Origin of the sequence: Actinomadura sp. HBU206391, from assembly GCF_014323665.1 — a bacterium.
Classification (GTDB): domain Bacteria; phylum Actinomycetota; class Actinomycetes; order Streptosporangiales; family Streptosporangiaceae; genus Actinomadura_C.
This window is the reverse complement of the sequence record NZ_JABVEB010000002.1, coordinates 140614-162531: the sequence shown is the minus strand read 5'-3', so window position 1 is coordinate 162531 and position 21918 is coordinate 140614. Positions and strand designations below refer to the sequence as shown.

Genomic DNA, 21918 nt, shown 5'->3' with positions numbered 1-21918 from the left:
CCCTCTCCGCCGTGATCATGCAGTTGTTCGCGCGCGAACAACTGCATGATCACGGCGGGAATCAGATGGCACTGTCGCGCTCACTCCAGAAGGGATCGCGGAGTTTGCGTTTTAGCAGCTTGCCGTTGGGCTCACGGGGCATGGTCTCGATGAAGTCGATCGACTTCGGCCACTTCATGCGGGCGAGGCGCCCTTCGAGAGAGACGAGGATCTCCGCGGTGAGTTCCGGGCCCGGGGCGACGCCCTCGGCGGGTTCGACGACGGCCTTGATCTGCTCGCCCCACTCCTCGTCCGGAATGCCGAAGACCGCGACATCGGCGACCTTGGGATGCACCATGATCTCGTTCTCGATCTCGGCGGGGTAGATGTTGGTGCCCCCGGAGATGATCATGTCGGCCTTGCGGTCGGACAGGAACAGGAAACCGTCCTCGCTGACGTACCCGATGTCGCCGACCGTGAAATGGTCCTTCAGCCGGTTCGCCAGGGTCTTGGCCGGGTCGCCCTTGTACTCGAACTCGACCCCCACCATCTTCATGTAGATGGTGCCCGGGGTACCGGTCGGCACCTCGTTGCCGTCGCCGTCGACGATGAGCAGTTCGCTGATCGGCCACGCCTTGCCGACGGTGCCCGGGTGCGCCCGCCAGTCCTGCGGCGAGGCGATCGTGCCGCCGCCCTCGGTGGCCGCGTAGTACTCCCAGACGCAGTCGCCCCACCAGTCGAGCATCGCCTGCTTGATGGGCACAGGGCACGGCGCCGCCGCGTGGATCGCCCAGGCCATCGACGACACGTCGTAGCGCCGCCGCACCTCTTCGGGAAGCGACAGCAGCCGCTTGAAGTGGGTCGGCACCATATGGGTGTTGGTGACGCGATGACGCTCGATCAGCCGGAGCGTCTCCTCGGCGCCCCACTGGTCCATGTAGACGAGGGTGTGCCCCATGTGCAGGGCCGTGCCCCCGAACTGCGTCACCGCCGTGTGATAGCTGGGCGAGGTGACCAGATGGACGTTGGGCCGGCCCGCGGTGATCCCGAAGAACGACAGCAGGAAGGTCATCAGCTCGGCCGCGTCGTCGGGGTCGATCCCGGCCAGCCGCCTGCGCACGCCCTTGGGCCGCCCGGTGGTGCCCGAGGTGTAGTGCATCGTGGCACCGTTCGTACGGTCCTGCGGCGCCTCGGCCGAACGCCCCTCGACCAGCTCGGCGAACGGCCGGAAGCCCGTGACCTCGCCGAATCCGAACCGCCGCTCCGCCGCCAGGCCGGCCTCGTCGGCGCCGCGCGCCCCCTCGACCGCGAAGCGCTCGTGCACGAAGAACGCCTTGGCCTCGCTGTCGGCCACGATGTAGCCGATCTCGGGCCCGGTCAGGTGCCAGTTGATCGGTGTGTAGTACCACCCCGCCTGCAGCGCGGCGAGATAGAGCACCAGCCCGTCCACGCCGTTCGGCACCAGACCGCAGATGCCGTCGCCCGGCTCGAGCCCCAGCGCGCGCAGGCCGTGGACGACCTGGTTGGCCCGGGCGAGCAGTTCACCGGCGGCGTGCTCTGTGCCGTCAGGGTCGACGGCCGCGATCCAGTCCGGATCCTGCTGCGCGAGCCGCCAAAAGCCCAACGACCCCATCGGTTCTCCCTCGGCAGGCTACGTGTCCGCGTGCGGGTCCCCCGGCCCGTCACTGCGGTGACATGACTCCGGACCCGCAGTAGATCACGTTCTCGTTTTCCCAGGCAAGCCCTGTCCAGCAGCACATGTTCTCACTAGAATCGGTTCTCGTTTTGCGGTTCGGACATCGTCGCTGGAGAGGGAGCACGGCATGGCGGAACGGTTGCCCATCAGCACTCCGCACTGCGTGGTCGAACGGGACGGGCACGTGGTCACCGTGACGATGGACCGGCCCGCGGCCCGCAACGCGCTGAGCCAGGACATGCTCGTCGGGCTGGCCGAGGCCTGGGCGTACGTCTCCGCCGAGCCGGACGTGCGGGTCGGCATCCTGACCGGGTCCGATGGTCACTTCTGCGCCGGCGCCGACCTGAAGGCCATGGGCACGCCGTCGGAGGACGAGCGCGTACGCCGGCGCGCCGCGGAGATCCCGGACTACCACTGGAAGGCGCTGCTCCGGGACGGGCGGCCCACGAAGCCGCTGATCGCGGCGATCGAGGGTTACGCCGTCGCCGGCGGCACCGAGCTGCTGATCGGCACCGACCTGCGCGTGGTGGCCGCGGGCGCGACGCTCGGCCTGTACGAGGCGAGACGCGGGCTGTTCCCGATGGGCGGTTCCGCGATCCGGCTGCCCCGCCAGATCCCCTACGCCTTCGCGATGGACATCCTGCTGACCGGCCGATCCGTACTGCCGGACGAGGCTCTGCGCATGGGCCTGATCAACAAGGTCGTGCCGGACGGACAGGCGCTCACGGCGGCACGCACGCTCGCCGACGAGATCGCCGCGTGCGGTCCGCTCGCGGTGCAGGCGATCCTGCGGACCTACCGCGAGACGGAGCACCTGCCCGAGGACGAGGCGCTGAAGGTCTCCGACGAGATCGGCTGGCCCGTCATCGGCTCCGAGGACGCCAAGGAGGGCTCACGCGCCTTCCGGGACAAGCGGCCCGCCGTCTACCGCGGTCAGTGACGCGCGCCGGCGCCACCCACCTCCGGCGACGGCGCCGACGTCCCGCGCGCCAAGGCGCCGTCATCACAGCCGGCCGGTCTCCACGCGGATTCCGCCGCCCGGTTTAGCGGGTTCGTCTGGAGGGACAAAGCGTGTCAGGACCCGAGGTAGAGGACGTGACCCGCGATGGCCGTACAGATCTGGCGCGACCGCAGGCGGCATGGCGCCGATGGCGACACCAGGGATGCCAAGCCCCGGAGTAGACCGAGTGGGAGTGGATTCGTCGAACGCAGGGCGAGCCGCCGGGAGCGGCGGCACGGGCACAACCCGGTCAGTGCGCTGATCTGGCTCGCCGCCTGGGCGGCCGCCCTGACGCTGCTGGCCGGGATGGGGCTGACCTGGGCCGACGCCAACACCGGCAACACGCTCGTCCAGAACATCCTGGACGCGGGTCGCTGGCTGGCCACGCCGTTCGCCGACGTCTTCACGAACCCGGACCCGGACAAGCAGATGTACGCCAACTGGGGCCTGGCCGCGGCCGTCTATTACGTCATGGGCCGGATCCTCGCCTGGCTCATCCGCCGCTGACCGGCATCGGCGCCCTGTGGTGGGCCGGTCAGCGGGGTGGTGGGCCGGTCAGCGGGGCGGTGGGCCGGTCAGCGGGCGGTGAGGCTGTCCGCCGGCCGGTCGAAGTCACCGGCACGGCTGTAGCCGAGCTCGTGCTTGGCCGGGACCATGTTGAGCACGCTGCCGAGCAGTCGGACGTCCGCAGCGCGGAGCCGCTCCACCCCGCTGCGCAGCTCATCCGTCTGCGTCCGGCCATGCCTGGCGATCATCACCGCGCCGTCGCAGTTACGCGCGAGAACGGTGGCGTCGGCGACCGGCAGCAGCGGAGGCGTGTCGAGCAGGACGATGTCGGCCCGGTCGCGAACGTCGAGGAGCAGCTTCTGCATGTGCTGCGAACCGAGCAGTTCACCGGGATTGGGCGGTACCGGCCCGCTCGACAGCACGAAGAGCGGCAGGTCACGCCATTGCTGAAGCGCGTCGTCCAGGCCGGTGTGGCCGACGAGCACGCTGGTGAGCCCGGCCGTTCCATCGACTCCGAGGTAGCGGGCGATGCGCGGCTTGCGGAGGTCCGCGTCGACCACGATGACACGCTTGCCGGCCTGTGCGAGGGCGACCGCCAGGTCGCAGGTCGTCAGAGACCGCCCCTCCTTGGGCAGCGCACTGGTGATCACGACCAGGCGCACCGGCTCGTCCACGTCGACGAACTGCAGGTTGGCGCGGAGAAAGCGGAACGCCTCGGCGCGTGGGGTGTGCATGGCGCCGTGGCCGACGTTCGGGCGCTTCGACACCGCGCCGTCATAGCGGATCGTGCCGAGTACGGCTCCGCCGGTGAGCCGACGAAGGTCGTCGCCGGACTTCACCGAGCTGTCGGCGTCCTCACGCAGCAGGCTGCCGCCGACTCCGATCGCGAAGCCGGCGAGCAGTCCGAGCATCAGGTTGAGCAGCGGCTGAGGGCTCACGGGTGCGGTCGGCACCTGGGCGTCGTCCACCACCGTCACCTTGACCAGCGGGCGGGCATCGCCGGGCGGGCGCTCGAGCTCCTGGACCAACGCGACGAACTCGACGCCGAGGGCGTCCGCGAGGCTCTTGGCCCGCGCGGGGGATTCGTCCACCACCATCGCGCGCAGCAGTACCGTCTCGGGGATGGCCTCGGCCGAGATCCTCGCCTGCAGGTTCTCAGCGGAGAGACCGCCGTTCAGGGTCGAGGAGAGCTTGCTGGCGATTCGCTCGCTCTTCAGCAGGTTGGCGTAGGACTTGACGCGCTCCTGTGACAGCAGGCTGGCCTGGTAGGCCGTCGAAGAGTTCGTCGTGCGGTCGGCCGCCGACACGAACATCGTGATCGATGCCCGGTACTGAGGCGTCTGCCGCATGGTGACGACCCAGGCGACCCCTCCCGACAGGACGACGGACACCACAATGAGCAGCCAATGCCTCCGGAGCAGGCGAAGGTATTTAATGAATTCCATTTCACACACTTCCCGACATCAGAGCGACATCGCCGATAATCACCGCGTGAACCACGTAGAGCGACACCGTACGCGAGCTCCCCGAAGACAGACTAACCTCCGACGCCAAGATCGGCGACCTTTGGGGAGCGACGGCGCGCCAGTAATTCCCGCGCACCGCCGACCGCATCGGCAATGACCGAATTCATGCCATGAGTTTGCTTGATATTGAGAGATGAAACCCTTTCCCTCATGATCACTCGACGCTACTTATAGAGAAGTCGATAACATTGACTGTGGAGGGTTCATGGCACGACGACTTGTGGTGATCGGTCAGGGATATGTGGGCTTGCCGCTCGCGCTCCGAGCGGTGGACAGCGGCTTTCACGTGGTCGGCCTGGACTCCGACGAACAGCGCATAAAGCAGCTGAGCGGCGGCGACTCCTATGTGGACGACATAAGTTCCGAGCAGCTCGCGGCGGCTCTCGGCAGCGGCCGCTACGTCCCCACGTGCCAAGACGCCGACGCCACCGGTTTCGACATCTGCGTGATCACCGTCCCTACGCCGCTGCGGGACGGCATTCCAGATCTCAGCCATGTCCAGGACGCCGCACGCACCATCGCGCGGTATCTCCGGCCGGGCTGCCTCGTCGTGCTCGAGTCGACGACCTATCCCGGTACGACCGAGGAGCTGTTGCTGCCCTTGCTCGAGGAGCACAGTGGCCTCCGCGCGCCCGGCGAATTCCTCCTGGGTTACAGCCCAGAACGGATCGATCCCGGCAACCCGTGCTGGAACCTGCAGAACACCCCGAAGATCGTGGCCGGTCTCGACAATGCCTCACTCGCGGCCGTCCAGGATTTCTATGCCCGGATCGTCGACAAGCCCATAACCGTGTCGACGCTCAAGGTCGCCGAGCTGATCAAGCTGATCGAGAACACGTTCCGGCACGTCAATATCGCACTGATCAACGAGATCGCGATTTTCGCGGACCAACTCGGCATCGACATCTGGGAGGCCACCGAAGCGGCCTCGACCAAGCCGTTCGGTTATCTACCGTTCTATCCGGGCCCGGGGGTCGGCGGACACTGTCTGCCGGTCGACCCGTCCTATCTCTCCTGGCAGGTGAAACGGACGCTCGGTCACAACTTCCGCTTCGTCGAGCTCGCCAACGACATCAACGATCACATGCCCGACCATGTGGTGCGGCGGGTGACGGAAGGTCTGAACGCGCGGCTCAAGCCGGTGAACGGCAGCCGCGTGCTGCTGCTCGGGCTGGCCTACAAGAAGAACACCGGTGACCTGCGCGAGTCGCCCGCACTGGCGGTCGTGGAGGCTCTGCGGAAGCTGGGTGCGGATCTACGGGCCGCGGATCCCCATGTGGAGCCCATGCGCGTTCCCCCGGGCATCGCGCTCGTCCCCATGGAGGAGAAAGAGCTCCGAGCCGCCGACGCCGTGGTGGTCCTCACCGATCACGACGCCTTCGATTTCGAGCTGGTCCAGCGGGAGAGCTCGTACGTCTTCGACACTCGCAACCGGTGCAGCGGTCCCGTGGTCGAACGACTCTGAGACCGGCCGCGAGGCCATCGCCGTGCCGCGTGACGTCGTCAGAGCCGTTCCGGTCCTGACCGCCGCCGGCGGCCACGTTGCGTCGTACGCCGGTCATGACCTGTCGGTGGACAGCGCCCTCGCCGAGATGGGCCGCACCGGGAAGTCCGTGCGCTCGGCCGGGTACACCGGGACCCGCAGCAGCAACCAGATCATCGACAGGGCGACCACCGTGACGCCGACCACCGCCACCGAACCCGAGAGCCGCTGTTCGGTGACCAGCACTCCGAACAGGCACGGTACGAGCGTGGCGGCGAAGAGGGTGAAGGTCACCTGCCGGATGCTCATCCCCAGCCGCCGCAGCCTGTGAGAGATGTGATCGGTGCCGCCGACCAGCAACGACCGCCCGGCACGGCGTCGGGACAGTAGTACGAGGCAGGTGTCCACCGTCGCCACGAAAGTGACCAGTAGCATCTCCGCGATCCTGGACATCGGGCCGCCGGGCAGGTCGATCAGGACGGCGCCCGCGGAGATCACGAAACCGATGAACAGCGAACCCGCGTCGCCCATGAACATGCGCGCGGGGGTCCAGTTGTGGATGAGGAAGCCGAAGCACCCGGCCGAGAGCGCGAGAAGGAACAGCACGAGGCCCGTCTGCCCGGTCAGGAACGCGGCCCAGGCGAGGAAGCCGGCCACGACGGTGGCCACCGTGGCGGCGGCGCCGTCCATGTTGTCCAGCAGGTTGAACGAGTTGGTGATCACAACGATCCACAACGTGGTGACGATCAGGTCGAGCCAGTTCCCGAAGGCCGCGATGCGGCCGCCGATCAGAACCACCGCCATCGCGGCGAGGCTCTCGGTGACGAGCCGCGGAACCGGGCTCAGGCATCGGAGGTCGTCGACCAGGCCGACCGCTGCGACGGCGGCACTCGCGATCACCAGGACCCCCAGCCGGACGTCCCAGTGCGGCACCAGCACTGCGACGGGGATCAGCGTGCCGAGCGCGATGGCGACACCGCCGAGATAGGGCATCGGCCGGGCGTGGGCCTTGCGCAGGCCCGGGTCGTCCGTGAGGCCGCGCCACAGGGCGAGCCGCCGCAGCCCGCCACTGAGCACGTCGGCCAGCACCAGCGCCCCGACGGCCGCACCGGCCATCGGGGCCAGCATGCCGGTCACGCCGACACGGGTTCGGGATGCAGATCGAGATCGTGACGGGCCTGGGCGATGGCGTCGGTCAGCACGTCCTCGAGCGAGTGGCTCGGGACCCACCCGGTCAGGTCGCGCAGCTTCGCGGTGTCGGGCACCCGCCGTCGCATGTCCTCGAACCCCGGCCCGTACGCCCGGTCGTAGGGGATCATCTCGATCCGCGACCGGCCGTCACAGCGGGCGTTGATCATCTCGGCGAGCCGCGCGATGCTCGTCTCCTCGGACGAGCCGATGTTGAACGTCTGCCCGATCGCCGCCGGCTCGTCGAGGAGCCGGAGAATCGCGTCCACGACGTCCGTGACGTGCGCGAAGCAGCGGGTCTGCCGGCCGTCGCCGAAGATCGTCATCGGCTCCCCGAGAAGTGCCTGCTGGACCAGCCTCGGGATGACCATGCCGTAGGCGGGGCTCTGCCGCGGGCCGACGGTGTTGAAGAGCCGTACCGTGAGCGTCGGCAGCCCGCGCTCGCGGTGATAGCAGTTGGCCAGTATCTCGTCGACCGCCTTCGCGGTGCTGTAGGCCCAACGGACCACTGTGGGACTGCCCAGGATCCGGTCCGCCCCTTCGTGGAGCGGGCCTGAGGAATTCTTCCCATAGATCTCGGACGTGCTGGTGACCAGGATCTTCCGGCGGTACCGGTGCGCGGCCTCGATCACGATCTCGGAACCGCGGATGTTGGTGGTCAGCGACCTGAGCGGCTGTGCCACGACGAGCTTCACCCCGACGGCGGCCGCCAGGTGCACCACGACATCGGCCTGGTGCGTCAGCTCGTCGACCAGGAGCTCGTCGAGGACGGAACCGTGCACGAAGCGGAAGCCCGGGCACCCGCCCGCCGCGTCGAGATTGGACAGCTGACCGGTCGAGAGGTTGTCGAGGGCGATCACCGAATCACCACGCGCGAGCAGGGCGTCCACGAGATGCGACCCGATGAAGCCCGCTCCGCCCGTCACCAGATACTTCGTCCTCGCCATGACACGCTCCCAAGATCCCGGATGGTCGTTGCGAGTATTGACTACCCGTAGTATCTAGTCCGTGACAGCGAGTATGTGATCGTTGATCAAAACCTTAGTCATCTAGCCATCCGCCGAATGAGGCCAAGTGACGTGATGGACCAACGGTCGTGGCCGGCGCCGGGCACACGGCGTCGCGGACACGACGGCCGGGCGCAGCGGTGACCGCCGCCGCGGACGTCCGGCATGCGTTCATCAGGTACGCGTTCCTCAGGTACGGCGTCATCAGGCACGCGTTCGTCAGGCACGCGTTCGTCAGGCACGGCGCCGTCCGGTCCGCGCTTGTGCGGACGGCACCGGCGCTGACGGTCGCGGCCTCCCTCGCCCTCACCTTCCTGCTGATCCGCGAGCGACGGTTCACCGTGCTCGCCCTCGCCGCCGCCGTCCTGGCGTCCGTCGCGTTCCGCCGGCCGGCGACGACGGCACTGCTGCTGATCCCGCTCGGCGCACTGGGCTCGGCGGTCGGGGACGCCACCATCGTCGTACTCGCGGTCGTCGTGGTGTCGCTGGCCGTGGCGGTCCGGATCGCGGCCGGCGCCCATCATGTCCGGCCCGCACACCTGTGGGTGGCCCTGATGGCCTGCCTTCTCGTGGTCAGCTTCGTGCCGTGCATCGACGGCCCGGTGCCGGTGCTGCTCGTCTTCCTGGACCTGGCCGGGATCCTCGTGGGCCTCGGGCTGCTGGCCGCGGCCATCGCGGTGCCGCCGCGCCCGCGCGACCTCGCCCGGGTCACCGCGCTGGTGGGCGCCCTCGCGGCCGGGTACGCCCTCGCCGTCGGCGACGAGATGGTCGGCCGGCTCCAAGGGCTCGACCTCAACCCGAACTATCTCGGGGCGCTGCTTGCGCCGCCGCTCGTCGCCGCCGTCGGCCTCACCCGGCGGACCCGCAATCCGGCGTGGCTCGCCGCCGGTGCGGTCTGCGTCGTGGCAATGGCCTGCACCCAGTCGCGGGCGGCGTTCATCGCCGCCACCGTGGGCATTGCGGTGACCCTCGTCCATGGGCGTCCGCGCCGGCATCAGGCGCTGATCGCACTCGCCACGGCCGTCACCGTCATGCTCCCGGGCATCCTCGAACTGGCCAGGAGGCTCACGGCCGGCGACCGCGGGCCGGCCGATCTGAGCCGGAGCAGGGCGGTCCGGCAGCAGGCGGCGGAGTTCGCGCTGCAGACCGCCATCGAGCACCCCCTGCACGGGATCGGGTACGGGATGTTCAGCTCGTACGCCGCGCGCTCGCCCGGCTTCGGCCTGGACATCGGCACGCACAACGACTATCTGCGCCTGGCGGCCGAGTCGGGAGCGGCCACCCTCTGCGTGTTCCTCGTCATCCTGTGGCTGGCGGTGCGGGAACGGCCGTCCGGTGACCTCACCCTGCCGCTCGGCATCAGTCTCGCCTTCGCGACGAACCTGCTGTTCGCCAACCTGCTGTCCAACCTGACGATCAGCATGCCGTTCTGGCTGTCGCTCGGCTGCCTTCTCGCCGCCGCCCGGCACCGGCCCGGCACGACGCGAGATCCGGCCGGCACCACGTCACTCGCGGCCGGCGCCGTCCCACCGGCCCCAGGCCCCGAACCCACTTGACACCGCGCCGTACTCGCCCGGCGTCACTACACGAGAGGAAGGACCCATGGTCGACAGCCCAACACAGATCCGCGCGGGCGACCGGTTCGCGTTCGGCAGCAACTGGCGGGAGTTCATCGAGCTGGTGGACGAGCCCCGGATCGCGACCGCCGTCGACTCGCTCGTCCGCGCGCTCGGCACCACCGACCTGTCCGACCGCACGTTCCTCGACGTCGGATGCGGCAGCGGACTCTTCTCCCTGGCCGCGCACCGGCTCGGAGCACGGGTACGGTCCTTCGACTTCGACCCGGAGTCGGTCGCGGCGACGGTGGAACTCCGCGAACGGTTCGCCCCCGGAAGCGACTGGACCATCACGGAGGGCTCCATCCTCGACGAGCGGACCACGGCGGGGCTCGGCCGGTTCGACATCGTCTACTCCTGGGGGGTTCTGCACCATACCGGTGACCTTTGGGGCGCTCTGGACGCCGTGTCCCGCATGGTGGGGCCGGGATGCCTGCTGTACATCTCCATCTACAACGACCAGGGGATAGAGAGCCGGCTCTGGCGGCGGGTCAAGCGGCGCTACAACAAGTCCGGCCCGCTGATGCGCCGCGCACTCGTGGCCGCGAGCGCGGCCTACCTCGGCCGGCACGTGCCGCTGCGAAGAGCCGTCCGGCTGATCCGGCCGGGCGGCCGCCGGCCGGCGGCACGGCCGCGGGCCCGTGGCATGTCGGCCCGCCACGACCTCGTGGACTGGGTCGGCGGATACCCCTTCGAGGTGGCCAAGCCCGAGCAGGTGTTCTCCTTCCTGCGTGAGCGGGGCTACGAGCTGCGACATCTCAAGACCTGCGCGGGCGGGCTCGGCTGCAACGAGTACGTCTTCGAGAACACCGCGCCGCACGCTCCGGTGTGACACCCGCCCGTCCCGCCACGCCGGCCGCCGTCCCACCACCGCCCACCGAACGCCGCACAGAGAGCGACCAAGACCATGCTCGTATCGATAGTCACCGCCACCTACAACCGCGCCGCCACCCTGCCCACCCTGTACGCCAGCATCGCCGCACAGGACGTCGACGTGGAATGGGTGGTCGTCGACGACGGCTCCACCGACGAGACACCCGATCTGATGACCGATCTGATCCGGAGCTCACCGTTCCCGATCCGGCACGTCAGGCAGCCGAACCGGGGCAAGCACACGGCCGTGAACCAGGGCGTTCCTCTCGCCCGGGGAGACCTGATCGCGCTCATCGACTCCGACGACGAGGTGGTGCCGGGCGGGGTGGCCCGGCTCCTCGCCCGCTGGCACGAGATACCGTCCACGCGGCGCGACGACTTCTTCGGCGTGGTCGGCCGCTGCGTCGACGACGACGAGCGCCGGATCGGCGACGACTTCCCCGGACCGGCGCCGGTCGACTGCTCCTGGCACGACGCGGTTTACGTCCACCGGGCCATGGGCGACCGCTCGGGGCTCCTGCGCGCCGACATCCTGCGGGCCCATCCCTTCCCCGAGCCGACCGGCCAGAACTACGTCTTCGAGGGCATGGTCTGGCGTGAGATCGGCTGCCGCTACCTGACCCGCTATGTGGACGACCCGCTGGTGCAGGTCCACACCTCCGGGGCGGACCGGCTGAGCCGGCGCAGGACCGGGCAGATGCGAAGGCCGGTGCTCCAGCACTACACCGCGATGCTCACCAAGGACCTGCCGTGGTTCCGCCACGCACCCACGATGTTCCTGCGCGCGGCCGTGCAGTACGCCCGGTGCAGCCTGGGCGAGCGGGTCCCGTTGCGCCGGCAGGTGGCCGATCTGCCCGGCCCGGCCCGGATCCTCTGGGCGTCCGCGCTGCCGCTCGGCACCGTGCTCTGGCTACAGGATCAGCGGTCCTCCTCGGCGGCGGGGTCCCGCTGACGCAGGCGGCGCGTCCGGGCCGCAACGACGGCGGCCGACCGCGCCGACACCGCGCTGAGATAGCCGACCTCCTCGCGTCCCGGCAGCAGGCGGCTGAGCGGCAGCCCCGTCGCCCGCAGGAACCACGCGGCCTGCAGGCCGCCGAGCACGCCGTAGCCGATGCTCGACGCGACGGCGCAGCCCACGATTCCGAACGCGGGGATCAGGACCAGGTTCAAGACCACGTTCACCACCAGCGCCGTGACGGAGATCGCCGACATCAGCACCGGACGGTCGAGCCGCAGGAGGAAGGCGGCGATCGTCCTGGTGCCCCCGAGGACCATCAGGCCGGGCGCCAGCCCGAGGAGCGGCGGGACGCTGCCGGCGAACGCCGACCCGTAGACCACGGGGATCAGGATCGGCGCCACGGCGCACATGAGCCCGACCGACACGAGCGCGAACAGCAACGTCAGTCGCGCGGTCCTGGCGGTGAAGGCTGCGGCCGAGTCGTGATCGCCCTCCATCTGCCTGGGCAGCGCGACCTGGGCGATCGAGTCCACGGCCACCCGGGTCAACTCGATCAGGGTCGCCGCGAGCGAGTACAGGCCGACCGCGGCATTGGTCATCATCGCGTTGAGCATGAGGATGTCGATCCGGAACAGCAAAAACAGCGAGACCAGGCCGGTGTGGTAGCGCAGGCCCATGCCCAGTTCGCGCCGGGCCAGCGACAGATCCCGGTCGCGCAACCGGGGCCGTATTACGGGGATCACGATGGCCAGAGGCAGCGCCAGCGAGATCACCCACATCACGACGACCCATGCCAGTGACAACCTTCCGGTCGCCGCCAGGGAGAGGAGCACGACGCAGTGCACGAGTCCGGTGCACAGCCCGCTCCAGTTGACCCATTCGATGCGGGCCCGCAGCACCAGGATGTTGTTGAGGTACAGAACCGTCATGCTGCAGGGAATCCCGAGAAGGGCGACGGCCAGCAGGGTGTGGCTCGGCACGGGCACGACCTCGGGGCCGAGGGCCGTGGTCACCACCACGGTGGCGAGGGCGGACAGTACGCCCACCGACACCCCCAGCAGCAGGCTGTTGGCGGACAGCGCGGCACGGGCCTCCGGCCGCTTCCACAGGCAGACCTGCGCCTGCTCGACCGACAGGTGGCCGAGTGAGATCGCGACGATCGCGATGGTCACGAGAACGAAGTAGGCTCCGCGGCCCTCGGGCCCCAGCCCGCGCGCGATGGCGACGCTGACGAACGCGCCGACCAGCAGCATGACGACGCGGGTCGTTATGGAATGGGCGACCTGGCGAGCCGCACTGTTCACCACCGGTGCGCCCGGTACGCGGCCTCATGCCGCTCCGCGCACCTCGGCACCCCGAAGCCCTCGGCAGCGCGCCGAGCCGCCGTTCCCAGCCGTACCCGGAGCCCCGGGTCGGCCGCCAAAAGCTCGATCATGTCCGCCAGCGACCGGGGGTCGCGCGGCGGGACCAGCAGCCCGGTGACGCCGTCGGTGACGATCTCGGGAATGCCGCCCACCGCCGTCGTGATCACTGGTAGTCCCGCCGCCATCGCCTCCAGTACGGCGTTCGGGAGCCCCTCCTGATGTGAGGGCAGCACCGCGAACTGGTGGGTGAGGAACAGCGGGCGGGCATCGGGGACCGCCCCGGTGAACCGCACCGTGTCCGTCAGCCTGCGCAGGCCGACGAGCCGGGTGAGGGCGTCGCGCTCAGGGCCCTCGCCGACCAGGGTCACCCCCGGCGGGCCGTCCAGCATCGCCAGCGCGTCCACCAGATCGGCGTGGCCCTTGTAGTGGATGAGGTTCGCGACGACGATCCCCCGGGGCGGCTGCCGTTCGACGTCGGCCACCGCGGCCGGTACGTCGACGCCGTTCGAGATCACCACGACCCGACGGGCGGGCACCCGTTCGAGCCGAACGAGCTCATCGGCGCCGGCGCGCGAGTTGCACACGTACAGGGACGAGGCGCGGCTGCCGAGGAAGTCCAGGATCTTTCGCCGGACGCCCAGCGGGCTCGGCGGGGTCGCGCCCCTGCGGCCGTTGACGCGCACCGGCACCCGCGCCGCCCATGCGAGCGGCAGGACCCTGGTGTAGCAGCCGAAGAGGAAGGCATGGCAGACGTCGGGCCGCAGGCCCCTGAAATACCGCCACACCGCGAGGAGCCTGCTCACATGCGCGAGCGAGCCGCGCGGCGACAGCCGGCCGGCGTCGTCCCGCTGCCGGAGGCCGTTGTAGGCGAACACCCGCACCGGGACGCCGGCCGCCTCCAACGCCGGCCGCAGCGGTCCGCCGAAGCGGAGCGCGATGACGTGGACGTCGTGGCCGCGGTCCCGCAGCCCCACGGCGAGCTTGACGACCTGGTGCTCTGTACCCCCGAGCCGCAGCGAGCCGACGGCCAGCACGATCGTCAACCGGCCGTCGCCGGAGCGTGGGCAGGTCATGACGACCGCGGTCTCGCGTCCCCGCACCATGGCACCTCTCCGCCCGACGGATGCGGCCCGCCCCGCGGATCCGGATCGTCGGCGAACATGCGGTGCCAGAGCTCGAACTGGATGAGCGCCCAGATGCGGCTGCTGTGATCGCAGCTCGAGTCGTGCTGTTCGAGCAGCGCGACGACCGCCTCCGGCCGGAAGAACCCGCGCGACCTCGCGGTCCGGTCGGTGAGGACGTCCCATGACAGTTCGCGCAGCTCGGTCCGCAGCCAGGCCGCCAGCGGAACGCCGAAACCCATCTTCGGACGCGTGATCAGCTCCGCCGGCAGCCATGGCGCCACGGCCTTCTTCAACAGGTACTTGGTCGTGCCCGAGCGGATCTTGAGGTCGGACGGCAGGCCCGCGGCCCACTCCATCAGATGATGGTCCAGCAGCGGAGACCGTGCTTCGAGCGAGTTGGCCATCGTGGTGATGTCCACCTTCACCAGCAGATCACCGGGGAGGTAGGTGTTGACGTCGGCGTCCATGATCTGGCCGAGAGTCGACTCCGCGCGCGACGCGGCCACGACCTCGTCGAGCAACTCGTAGCTGTCGACGTGCGCGACCCGCTCTCGTAGCTCGTCGGTGTAGAGGGCGAGTTTCTGGGCCGGCGTGAAGTAGGAGACGAGCCCGGCGTACCGGCGCGACTGCGGCTGCCCGAGCAGCTCGAGGACCCGGCCCACCTTCCGCATGGACGAACGCGGCGCGGCGCGGCCGAGAAGCGCGGAACCGAACCTGGCCAGCCATGCCTGGGTGACCGGGGGGACCCGGATCCGCTCGGTCCGCGCCATCGCCAGGTAACGACCGTAACCGCCGAAGCACTCGTCCCCGCCGTCGCCGTTGAGCACCACGGTGACGTGCTCACGGCTCATCCTGGCCACGTAGAAGCTCGGGATCGCCGACGAGTCGGCGAACGGCTCGTCGAAGTGCCACACGAGTGTGGGCAGCACGTCCAGGGCGGACGGTGTGACCACCAGCTCGTGATGGTCGGTGTCGTACAGATCGGCGAGCATCCGCGCGTAGCGCCGCTCGTCGAAGTTGCGGTCGTCGAAGCCGATGCTGAAGGTCTTCACCCGCTCACCGGACTGCCGGGCCATCGCCGCCACGACCGCCGACGAGTCGATCCCGCCGGAGAGGAACGCCCCCAGAGGGCGTTCGCTCACCATGCGGACCCGGGTGGCGTCCAGGAGGAGTTCGCGTAGCCGCTCGGCTGCCTCGTCCTCGTCCTCGCACTGGCGCGGGGTGAAGTCCAGCCGCCAGTACCGGCGCACCTCATGGGCACCGTCCTGCCAGACGAGAAGGTGCCCCGGCGGCAGCTTGTGGATCCCCTGGTAGATCGACCATGGAGCCGGCACGTACTGGTAGGTCAGGTAGTGGTGCAACGCCACGGGGTCGACCTCGCGCCGCACATCGGGATCTCGCACGAGCGACTTCAGCTCGGAGCCGAACGACAGCGAGCCGCCGCCGGCCCGCCAGTACAGCGGCTTCTTGCCGACGCGGTCACGGGCGAGCAGCAACCGCTGCCTGCGGCGGTCCCAGATCGCGAAGGCGAACATGCCGCGCAGCCGGTGCACGAGCTCGTCGCCGTACTCCTCGTAGAGATGCACGAGGCACTCGGTGTCGCCCTCGCTGGTGAAGCGATGCCCATGGCCGCGCAGCTCGTCCCGCAGCGCGGAGAAGTTGTAGATCTCCCCGTTGAAGACGGCGACCACGCTGCGGTCCTCGTTGTAGACGGGCTGGTCACCACCGGCCACGTCGATGATCGCAAGCCGGCGCATGCCGAGCACGGCGTTGTGCTCCTCGTGGAAGCCCTCGCCGTCCGGACCCCGGTGGATGATGACGTCGCACATCCTCCGTACGAGGTGCGCCTGGACGCCGGCTGTGGACACGACACCGGCTATTCCGCACATCGGCGCTCCAGAAGTTCCCCATAGATTCGGACGTGCCGGTCGACCATGGTGCTGACGTGCAGATGGGCCCGGCTCCAGGCGCGGGCGCTCTGGCCCAGCCGCGTGGCGAACGAACGGTCGGTGAGCACGCGCTCGAGTGCGGCGGCGAGCGCTGCGGCGTCGGCCGGCGGCACCAGCACACCCCGGTCCCGGAGCAGCTCGGCGGTCCCGCCGACGTCGGAGGCGACCACCGGCAGCCCCGCCGCCATGGCCTCCATGACGGCGTTGCTCATGCCCTCGTGAAGGGAGGGCAGGACCACCGCGTCCGCCCGGGCCAGCAGGCGATCGATGTCGGTCCGCGCCCCGAGGAACCGGACATCGATCCCGAGCCGGCCGGCCTGGCGCTCCAGAGCCGGCCGTTCCTGCCCCTCGCCGGCGAGCACGAGCGTGCAGGGCAGGCCGGGCCGCAGACGCGCGACGGCGTCGAGCAGGTACCGATGGCCCTTGTAGCGCTTGAGGTTCGCGACGGACAGGACGACGGGCAGATCGGTGTCGATCGCCGCCGGCACCGCCGGGGCGAAGGCGGAGTCGGGGAGCCCGTTGTAGATGACGGTGAGCTTGTCGGGACGCACCCCTTCATTGCGCCGCGTGTCGTCGGCGACGGAATGCGCGTTGGCGACCAGCAGGTCGGTCATGCTCGTCGCGGCGCGCTCGGCGGCCAGCAGCGCGCGACGTTCCTGCTTGTAGTCCCCGAGGCTGCGGCGACCGGCGACGAGCACCGGTACCCGGGCCAGCCTCGCCGCGGGAGCCGCGGTCACGTAGCTGTGGTAGAGGAACGCGTGCAGCACGTCCGGCCGCGCGCGGCGCAGATAGGTCACGAACCGGCTGAACGCCGCGGCGTTCCCCGGCAGCATCCGCCAGCCGGAGACTCTCCGGTGGAAACCGAGATGGACCACCGGCACACCCGCCGCGTTCAGATCGCTCTCCCAGGCGCCCCCCTTGAAGAGCACCAGCACTCTGACATCGACGCCCTGTCCGTGCAGCCCTCGTGCGAGCAGGGCGACCTGTTTCTCGGTGCCGCCCAGGCCGAGCTGGCCGATCAGCAGGAAGACGCGGGCGGGGCCGGTCGCGAGGCCGCCGTGCGCGGGGACCGCGCGTGAGAGTGTGCGTTCATCGCTCAACACCAGACCCACATCCCCTCATGACGTGGCCGTCACAGGCTCGGTCGCGAACAGGTAGTTGCAGGGATGAAAGGACCGCTCCTCGATCGGCACCAGGCCTTCGCGGGTGAGGTGGTAGGCGTGTCGGTAGCCGAACGCCGAAGCCGATTCCCGCACCTTGCGCAGCGACCCGGGATCGAGGCACTCGGCGATGATCTTCGGCCGCCTGGTGACGAGCACCCGGGACATCCCAGTGATCACCTCGGGTTCGAAACCCTCGACATCGATCTTGATGAGGCCCACCGGCAGATCGCCGAGGGCGTCGTCGCCGGTCGTCACGTCGACGTCCACCGTCCGGTCGGCCGGGCGGGCACCGCCGAGCGAGGCCGTCGAGTCGTCGGAGGGGATCGCCAGCGTCGCGCGGCCGCTCTCGGTCGACAGCGCCTTGCCCACGATGGTGACCCGGTCCTGCAGCCCGTTGACCATGACGTTGGCCCGCAACTGCGGCAGCTTGACCGGGTTGGGCTCGAACGCGACCGCGTGGAGCCGCGGGTTGGCGACACAGGCGAGCAGGGTGTAGATCCCCGAGTAGGCGCCGACGTCGACGAACACCTCCGCCCGCCTGGCCAGATCGAACAGTACGGGCTGCGTCGTGCTCTCCCAGTCCCGCATGTCCGTCCAGATGATGTGCCGGGCCAGCCCGTCGTGCTCGGCGGCGTCATAGACGAACGGCGTGCCGTCGGGTGCGTGTAACGTCCACTGGCCGAGGGGCTGCAGGTGCCGCCACACCGCCGGCGAGATGTGGCCCCGGCCGGAACCCGCCCGCACCAGCCTCTGCAGACCGGGGACGCGCCAGAACACGTGTCGATGAGCGGCCTTGATGAGTCGGCGCCGCGGTCGGACTTTGAGGATCACACGCTGCTCCGTTTCGACGTCGTCGACCGAGAACCGCGGTCGACGACCACCGGCACCGTCGGTACATCACCCCGTACGACTGACCGCTCTCTGCCGGGCGGCGGGGTCCGTCCCCACCACCCGGCAGGCGGTAGCCGTCGAGTAGGTGCAGCTACCAGAAGCGGACAAAGCCGGAACCTCAGCCCACGCAACCCGGAACGGTGCCCAAGGGAACGCAGTTATTGGGATTGTTCTGAACAACAGCGCTGCGCGTGAATGCGGCATTTCCCGCACTGGCCGCGTTGAAAACGCCACCGCCGGACACCGCTCCGTTGAACGAGATCCGGACCAGATCGCCACGAACGTTGCCGCCCGCCCCGTTGTAGAAGCCGCCACCGTTCACAACGGCGATGTTGCCGATGACGTCACTGCGGAACAGCTGGGCTCTGCCGCCCAGTTCGTTGTAGATGCCGCCACCACTGGTGTTCGCGCGGTTGGAGTTGACCCGGCTGAACCTCACCAGGAGTGCGCCATCGTTGTAGATGCCGCCGCCACCGCCACCGGTGTCGGTGGTGTTGTTCCTGACAGTGCTGCTCACCAACCTCAGGGAGCCGCTGTCGTTGGAGATGCCGCCTCCGTTGTCGGCCGAGTTGCCGAACACGAGGCTCTGGAAGAGCAGCACCCTGCCGCGGGCGTTGAGGATGGCGCCACCGGTGTTCACGCCGCCGTCGCCGCCGGTGAGAGTGATCCCGCGAAGGGAGAGCCCGGCACCGGCCGCGACCTCGACGATGCGGAACAACGCGACCGCGTTCCGCCTGATGGTGGTGTTCCTGCCGAGCATCGTGATGTTGCCGGTGATGATCGGCAGCCCGTTCGGCCCGCGGGTGCCCACCTGGGCCGCGGCGGTGAGGTCGTAGGTGCAGTTCGTGGCCAACCTGAGTGTCTGCGAGGCGGCCGCGTTGGCCGCGGTGATCGCCGCGAGCAGCGCCGGGGTGTTGCAGGCCACCGACACCACCTGGGCGTGTGCCGCCGACGGCACCGTGGCCAGCCCCACTCCCGCCAGCGCGGCGACCGCCACGCCACGGACTCTCTTAGAAAATGAACCCATAAGGCTCCCCCCGAACAGAAATGGACAATCCCCTTGCCCACGATGAATTCTCCCTATAGCACTGCCGGAAGCAGTTAGGGGAACGGTGCACAAGTTATCACGACCTGATCGCGATGCTTTCTAGATGGGTGCGCAGTCCTTTGAATCATTCTCAGGTGCCCGAAATGCGGGCGGACGTATCGCAGAATAGATTTCGAAAGGGTCGGGTTCTGTACAGTCCCACTACCCCATAATTCGTCGTGATCATCCGCACATTCCGCCGTCGGCGCGTGGGTCGTTGCACGGAGGGTGACGGCTCTGTACGTTGAGTGATCAAGCTGTCACGCGGGGGGCGTACGTTGAGCGACAGGCGCATCAGGGTGATGCGGGTCATCGCGCGGATGAACATCGGTGGCCCTGCGCTGCAGGTCACGGCACTGACGCGAGGCCTGGACACCGAACACTTCGACCATCGGGTCTACTGCGGGCTCGTGGGGCCCGGCGAGGCCGACTACGTGGACATGTGCGCTCCCGATGTGCGCGTGCGCCGCGTGCCCGCCCTCGGGCGCTCGGTGCGGCCGGCCGACGACGCCCGCGCCCTGCTCCGGCTCACGGCCGCCATGCGGCGGTTCCGGCCGCACATCGTGCACACCCACACCGCCAAGGCCGGGGTGCTGGGTCGGATGGCCGCGGTCCTCTCCGGAGTGCCCGTACGGGTCCACACGTTCCACGGCCATCTGCTGCACGGGTACTTCTCACCGCCGAAGACCCGCCTGATCGTGCACACCGAACGCCTGCTCGCCAAGCGCACCGACCATCTGGTCGCCGTCGGCGGTCAGGTACGTGATGACCTCGTCAGCGCCCGGATCGGGCGGCCCCGGCAGTACCACGTGGTGCCGCCGGGCACCGACCTCGGCCCGCTCCCCGACCGCGAGTCCGCCCGGCGCACCCTCGGACTGCCCCTCGAGGGACCGGTCGTCGCCTATGTCGGACGGGTGACCGGGATCAAGCGACCGGACCGGTTCATCGAGGTGGCGCGCGCCGTCCGCCGCGCCGTCCCCGCCGCGCGGTTCGTCGTGTGCGGAGACGGCGACCTGCTGCCCGAGGTCGCCGCCACGGCCGGCGACGTGGACGGGGCATTGCACCTGCTGGGTTGGCGCGCCGACGTCGAGACCGTCTACGCCGCGGCGGACGTCGTCCTGCTCACCTCCGACAACGAGGGGATGCCGGTCTCGCTGATCGAGGCGGGGCTCGCCGGCCTGCCCGCGGTGGCCACCCGGGTGGGCGGCGTGCCCGAGGTCGTCCAGGACGAGGTGACCGGCCTGCTCGCCACGACACGCTCGGAGGAACTCGCCGCCCACACCGTGCGGCTGCTCGGCGACGAGCGCCTGCGCCTCCGGATGGGCCGGCACGCGCGGGCGTGGACCGTAGAGCGGTTCAGCGCCGAGCGGCTGGTGCGCGACATGCGCGATCTCTACGCCTCGATCGCCGTGGACCAGGGCTGGTGGCCGTCCTCAATGCGCTCGGAGAAGGAGTCCTGTTGAGAGTCATCGTCACCGGCGGGGCCGGCTTCATCGGGGCCAACCTCTGCCGCGAGCTCGCCGAGCGCCCAGAGGTCTCCAAGATCACCGCACTCGACAATCTCAGCACCGGATCGGCGACCAACCTCGACGGCGTGGCGGCCGAGCTGATCGAGGGCAGCATTCTCGACCGCGATCTGCTCGAAGAGATCATCGACGGCGCCCACGCGGTGGTCCATCTCGCGGCGCGGCCGTCCGTGCCCCGGTCGCTCAGCAGCCCGGTGGCGAGCCACTCGGTCAACGCGACCGGCACGGTGTACGTACTCGAAGCCTGCCGGCGCGGATCGACCCATGTGATCGCGGCGTCCTCCTCATCGGTGTACGGATCGGTGGCGGCGCTGCCCAAGCACGAGGAACTCGCCACCCGGCCGGTCAGCCCGTACGGAGCGAGCAAACTCGCGACAGAGGCCTACGTGCTCGCCTACGGCAGCAGTTTCGGCCTGCCCGCCCTCGCCCTGCGCTTCTTCAACGTCTACGGACCCCTGCAGTCCGCAGGCCACGCCTACGCCGCCGTCGTGCCGTCGTTCATCGACGCCGCACTGCGCGGCAGGCCGCTGCGCATCCACGGCGACGGGCGGCAGACCCGCGACTTCACCTACGTCGGAACGGTCGCACGGGTGCTCGCCGACGCGGTCGTCCGCCGCGTCACCTGCGAGACGCCGGTCAACCTCGCCTTCGGCAGCCGCATGTCGGTACTGGAACTCGCCGAGCGGCTGGCCATGGTCGCGGACCTGCCGATCGAGACCCGGCACGAACCGCCCCGCGCCGGCGACGTGCGCGACTCCCAGGCCGCCGATGGGCGGCTTCGCGAGCTGTTCCCCGACGTCACCCCCGTGCCCATCGAGATCGGGCTGACCGAGACGGTGAGGTGGTTCCGCGGGCTGCCGTCACACGGCCTCGCTCCGCTCGGCGGCTCTGTTTGACTGCCTCGCTTCGCTCGGCGGCTCGGAGCGCCTCGGAGGCGCTGTCTTCCCTCGTCGCTCCGGTCGCTCGTTCCTCGCTCCCTGC

18 protein-coding genes are annotated in these 21918 nt (G+C 69.5%); 8 read left to right on the top strand and 10 right to left on the bottom strand.

Going from position 1 to position 21918, the window contains the following annotated elements; genetic code table 11:
* Nucleotides 1–61: 61 nt before the first annotated feature.
* Nucleotides 62–1612 carry an acyl-CoA synthetase gene (locus HKK72_RS02845; RefSeq protein WP_187232612.1) on the bottom strand — a complete coding sequence of 517 codons (1551 nt, stop codon included), beginning with the start codon at nt 1610–1612 and terminating at the stop codon, nt 62–64.
* Between the two features lie 190 nt (nt 1613–1802).
* Here HKK72_RS02845 and HKK72_RS02840 point away from each other — a divergent pair, with 190 nt between their 5' ends.
* On the top strand, nt 1803–2615 hold the full coding sequence (locus HKK72_RS02840) for a crotonase/enoyl-CoA hydratase family protein (RefSeq protein WP_187232611.1): 813 nt from the start codon (nt 1803–1805) through the stop codon (nt 2613–2615).
* 165 nt (nt 2616–2780) lie between these two features.
* Entirely contained in the window at nt 2781–3182 is a 402-nt protein-coding gene (locus tag HKK72_RS02835; protein ID WP_187232610.1) for a hypothetical protein, read from the top strand.
* Nucleotides 3183–3250: 68 nt separating this feature from the next.
* Here HKK72_RS02835 and HKK72_RS02830 read toward each other — a convergent pair whose 3' ends face one another.
* Nucleotides 3251–4627, bottom strand: coding sequence for a polysaccharide biosynthesis tyrosine autokinase (locus HKK72_RS02830; protein WP_187232609.1), 1377 nt, complete (start codon nt 4625–4627; stop codon nt 3251–3253).
* Nucleotides 4628–4913: 286 nt separating this feature from the next.
* On the opposite strand from HKK72_RS02830, the gene HKK72_RS02825 reads away from it, so the two are divergent.
* The gene (locus HKK72_RS02825; RefSeq protein WP_187232608.1) at nt 4914–6173 is read left to right on the top strand and encodes a nucleotide sugar dehydrogenase; all 1260 of its coding nucleotides are present in this window, start codon (nt 4914–4916) and stop codon (nt 6171–6173) included.
* 93 nt (nt 6174–6266) lie between these two features.
* Here the strand turns inward: HKK72_RS02825 and HKK72_RS02820 are convergent, their stop codons facing one another.
* Together HKK72_RS02820 and HKK72_RS02815 are read right to left on the bottom strand one after the other, a co-directional pair.
* The gene (locus HKK72_RS02820) at nt 6267–7319 is read right to left on the bottom strand and encodes a glycosyltransferase family 4 protein (protein ID WP_261986493.1); all 1053 of its coding nucleotides are present in this window, start codon (nt 7317–7319) and stop codon (nt 6267–6269) included.
* 5 nt (nt 7320–7324) lie between these two features.
* Nucleotides 7325–8326, bottom strand: coding sequence for an NAD-dependent epimerase/dehydratase family protein (locus HKK72_RS02815; RefSeq protein WP_187232606.1), 1002 nt, complete (start codon nt 8324–8326; stop codon nt 7325–7327).
* Nucleotides 8327–8526: 200 nt separating this feature from the next.
* Here HKK72_RS02815 and HKK72_RS41980 point away from each other — a divergent pair, with 200 nt between their 5' ends.
* From HKK72_RS41980 to HKK72_RS02800, 3 genes are all read left to right on the top strand, one after another.
* On the top strand, nt 8527–9942 hold the full coding sequence (locus tag HKK72_RS41980; protein WP_187232605.1) for an O-antigen ligase family protein: 1416 nt from the start codon (nt 8527–8529) through the stop codon (nt 9940–9942).
* Between the two features lie 46 nt (nt 9943–9988).
* A complete protein-coding gene (locus HKK72_RS02805; RefSeq protein ID WP_187232604.1) occupies nt 9989–10834 on the top strand; it encodes a class I SAM-dependent methyltransferase in 846 nt (281 codons plus the stop codon).
* Between the two features lie 75 nt (nt 10835–10909).
* Nucleotides 10910–11827, top strand: coding sequence for a glycosyltransferase family 2 protein (locus HKK72_RS02800; protein ID WP_187232603.1), 918 nt, complete (start codon nt 10910–10912; stop codon nt 11825–11827).
* On the opposite strand, the gene HKK72_RS02795 is transcribed toward HKK72_RS02800, so the two are convergent.
* The 6 genes from HKK72_RS02795 to HKK72_RS02770 form a co-directional block, all read right to left on the bottom strand.
* Nucleotides 11794–13140 carry a lipopolysaccharide biosynthesis protein gene (locus HKK72_RS02795; protein WP_187232602.1) on the bottom strand — a complete coding sequence of 449 codons (1347 nt, stop codon included), beginning with the start codon at nt 13138–13140 and terminating at the stop codon, nt 11794–11796. The genes HKK72_RS02800 and HKK72_RS02795 overlap by 34 nt on opposite strands.
* Nucleotides 13134–14300: a glycosyltransferase gene (locus HKK72_RS02790; RefSeq protein ID WP_187232601.1), complete on the bottom strand. Its 1167-nt coding sequence runs from the start codon at nt 14298–14300 to the stop codon at nt 13134–13136. Before HKK72_RS02790 ends, HKK72_RS02795 begins: the two co-directional genes overlap by 7 nt.
* The gene (gene asnB / locus HKK72_RS02785) at nt 14267–16210 is read right to left on the bottom strand and encodes an asparagine synthase (glutamine-hydrolyzing) (RefSeq protein WP_187232600.1); all 1944 of its coding nucleotides are present in this window, start codon (nt 16208–16210) and stop codon (nt 14267–14269) included. The genes HKK72_RS02790 and asnB overlap by 34 nt, the downstream gene beginning before the upstream one ends.
* On the bottom strand, nt 16198–17373 hold the full coding sequence (locus HKK72_RS02780; protein WP_187232599.1) for a glycosyltransferase: 1176 nt from the start codon (nt 17371–17373) through the stop codon (nt 16198–16200). The genes asnB and HKK72_RS02780 overlap by 13 nt, the downstream gene beginning before the upstream one ends.
* Nucleotides 17374–17388: 15 nt before the next feature.
* Nucleotides 17389–18210, bottom strand: a complete 822-nt coding sequence (locus HKK72_RS02775; RefSeq protein ID WP_187232598.1) for an FkbM family methyltransferase — start codon at nt 18208–18210, stop codon at nt 17389–17391.
* Nucleotides 18211–18442: 232 nt separating this feature from the next.
* A complete protein-coding gene (locus HKK72_RS02770; RefSeq protein ID WP_187232597.1) occupies nt 18443–19321 on the bottom strand; it encodes a hypothetical protein in 879 nt (292 codons plus the stop codon).
* A 368-nt stretch (nt 19322–19689) separates the two neighbouring features.
* On the opposite strand from HKK72_RS02770, the gene HKK72_RS02765 reads away from it, so the two are divergent.
* Nucleotides 19690–20874, top strand: a complete 1185-nt coding sequence (locus tag HKK72_RS02765) for a glycosyltransferase (RefSeq protein ID WP_261986476.1) — start codon at nt 19690–19692, stop codon at nt 20872–20874.
* A complete protein-coding gene (locus HKK72_RS02760) occupies nt 20871–21833 on the top strand; it encodes an NAD-dependent epimerase/dehydratase family protein (protein ID WP_187232596.1) in 963 nt (320 codons plus the stop codon). Before HKK72_RS02765 ends, HKK72_RS02760 begins: the two co-directional genes overlap by 4 nt.
* Nucleotides 21834–21918: the final 85 nt, after the last annotated feature.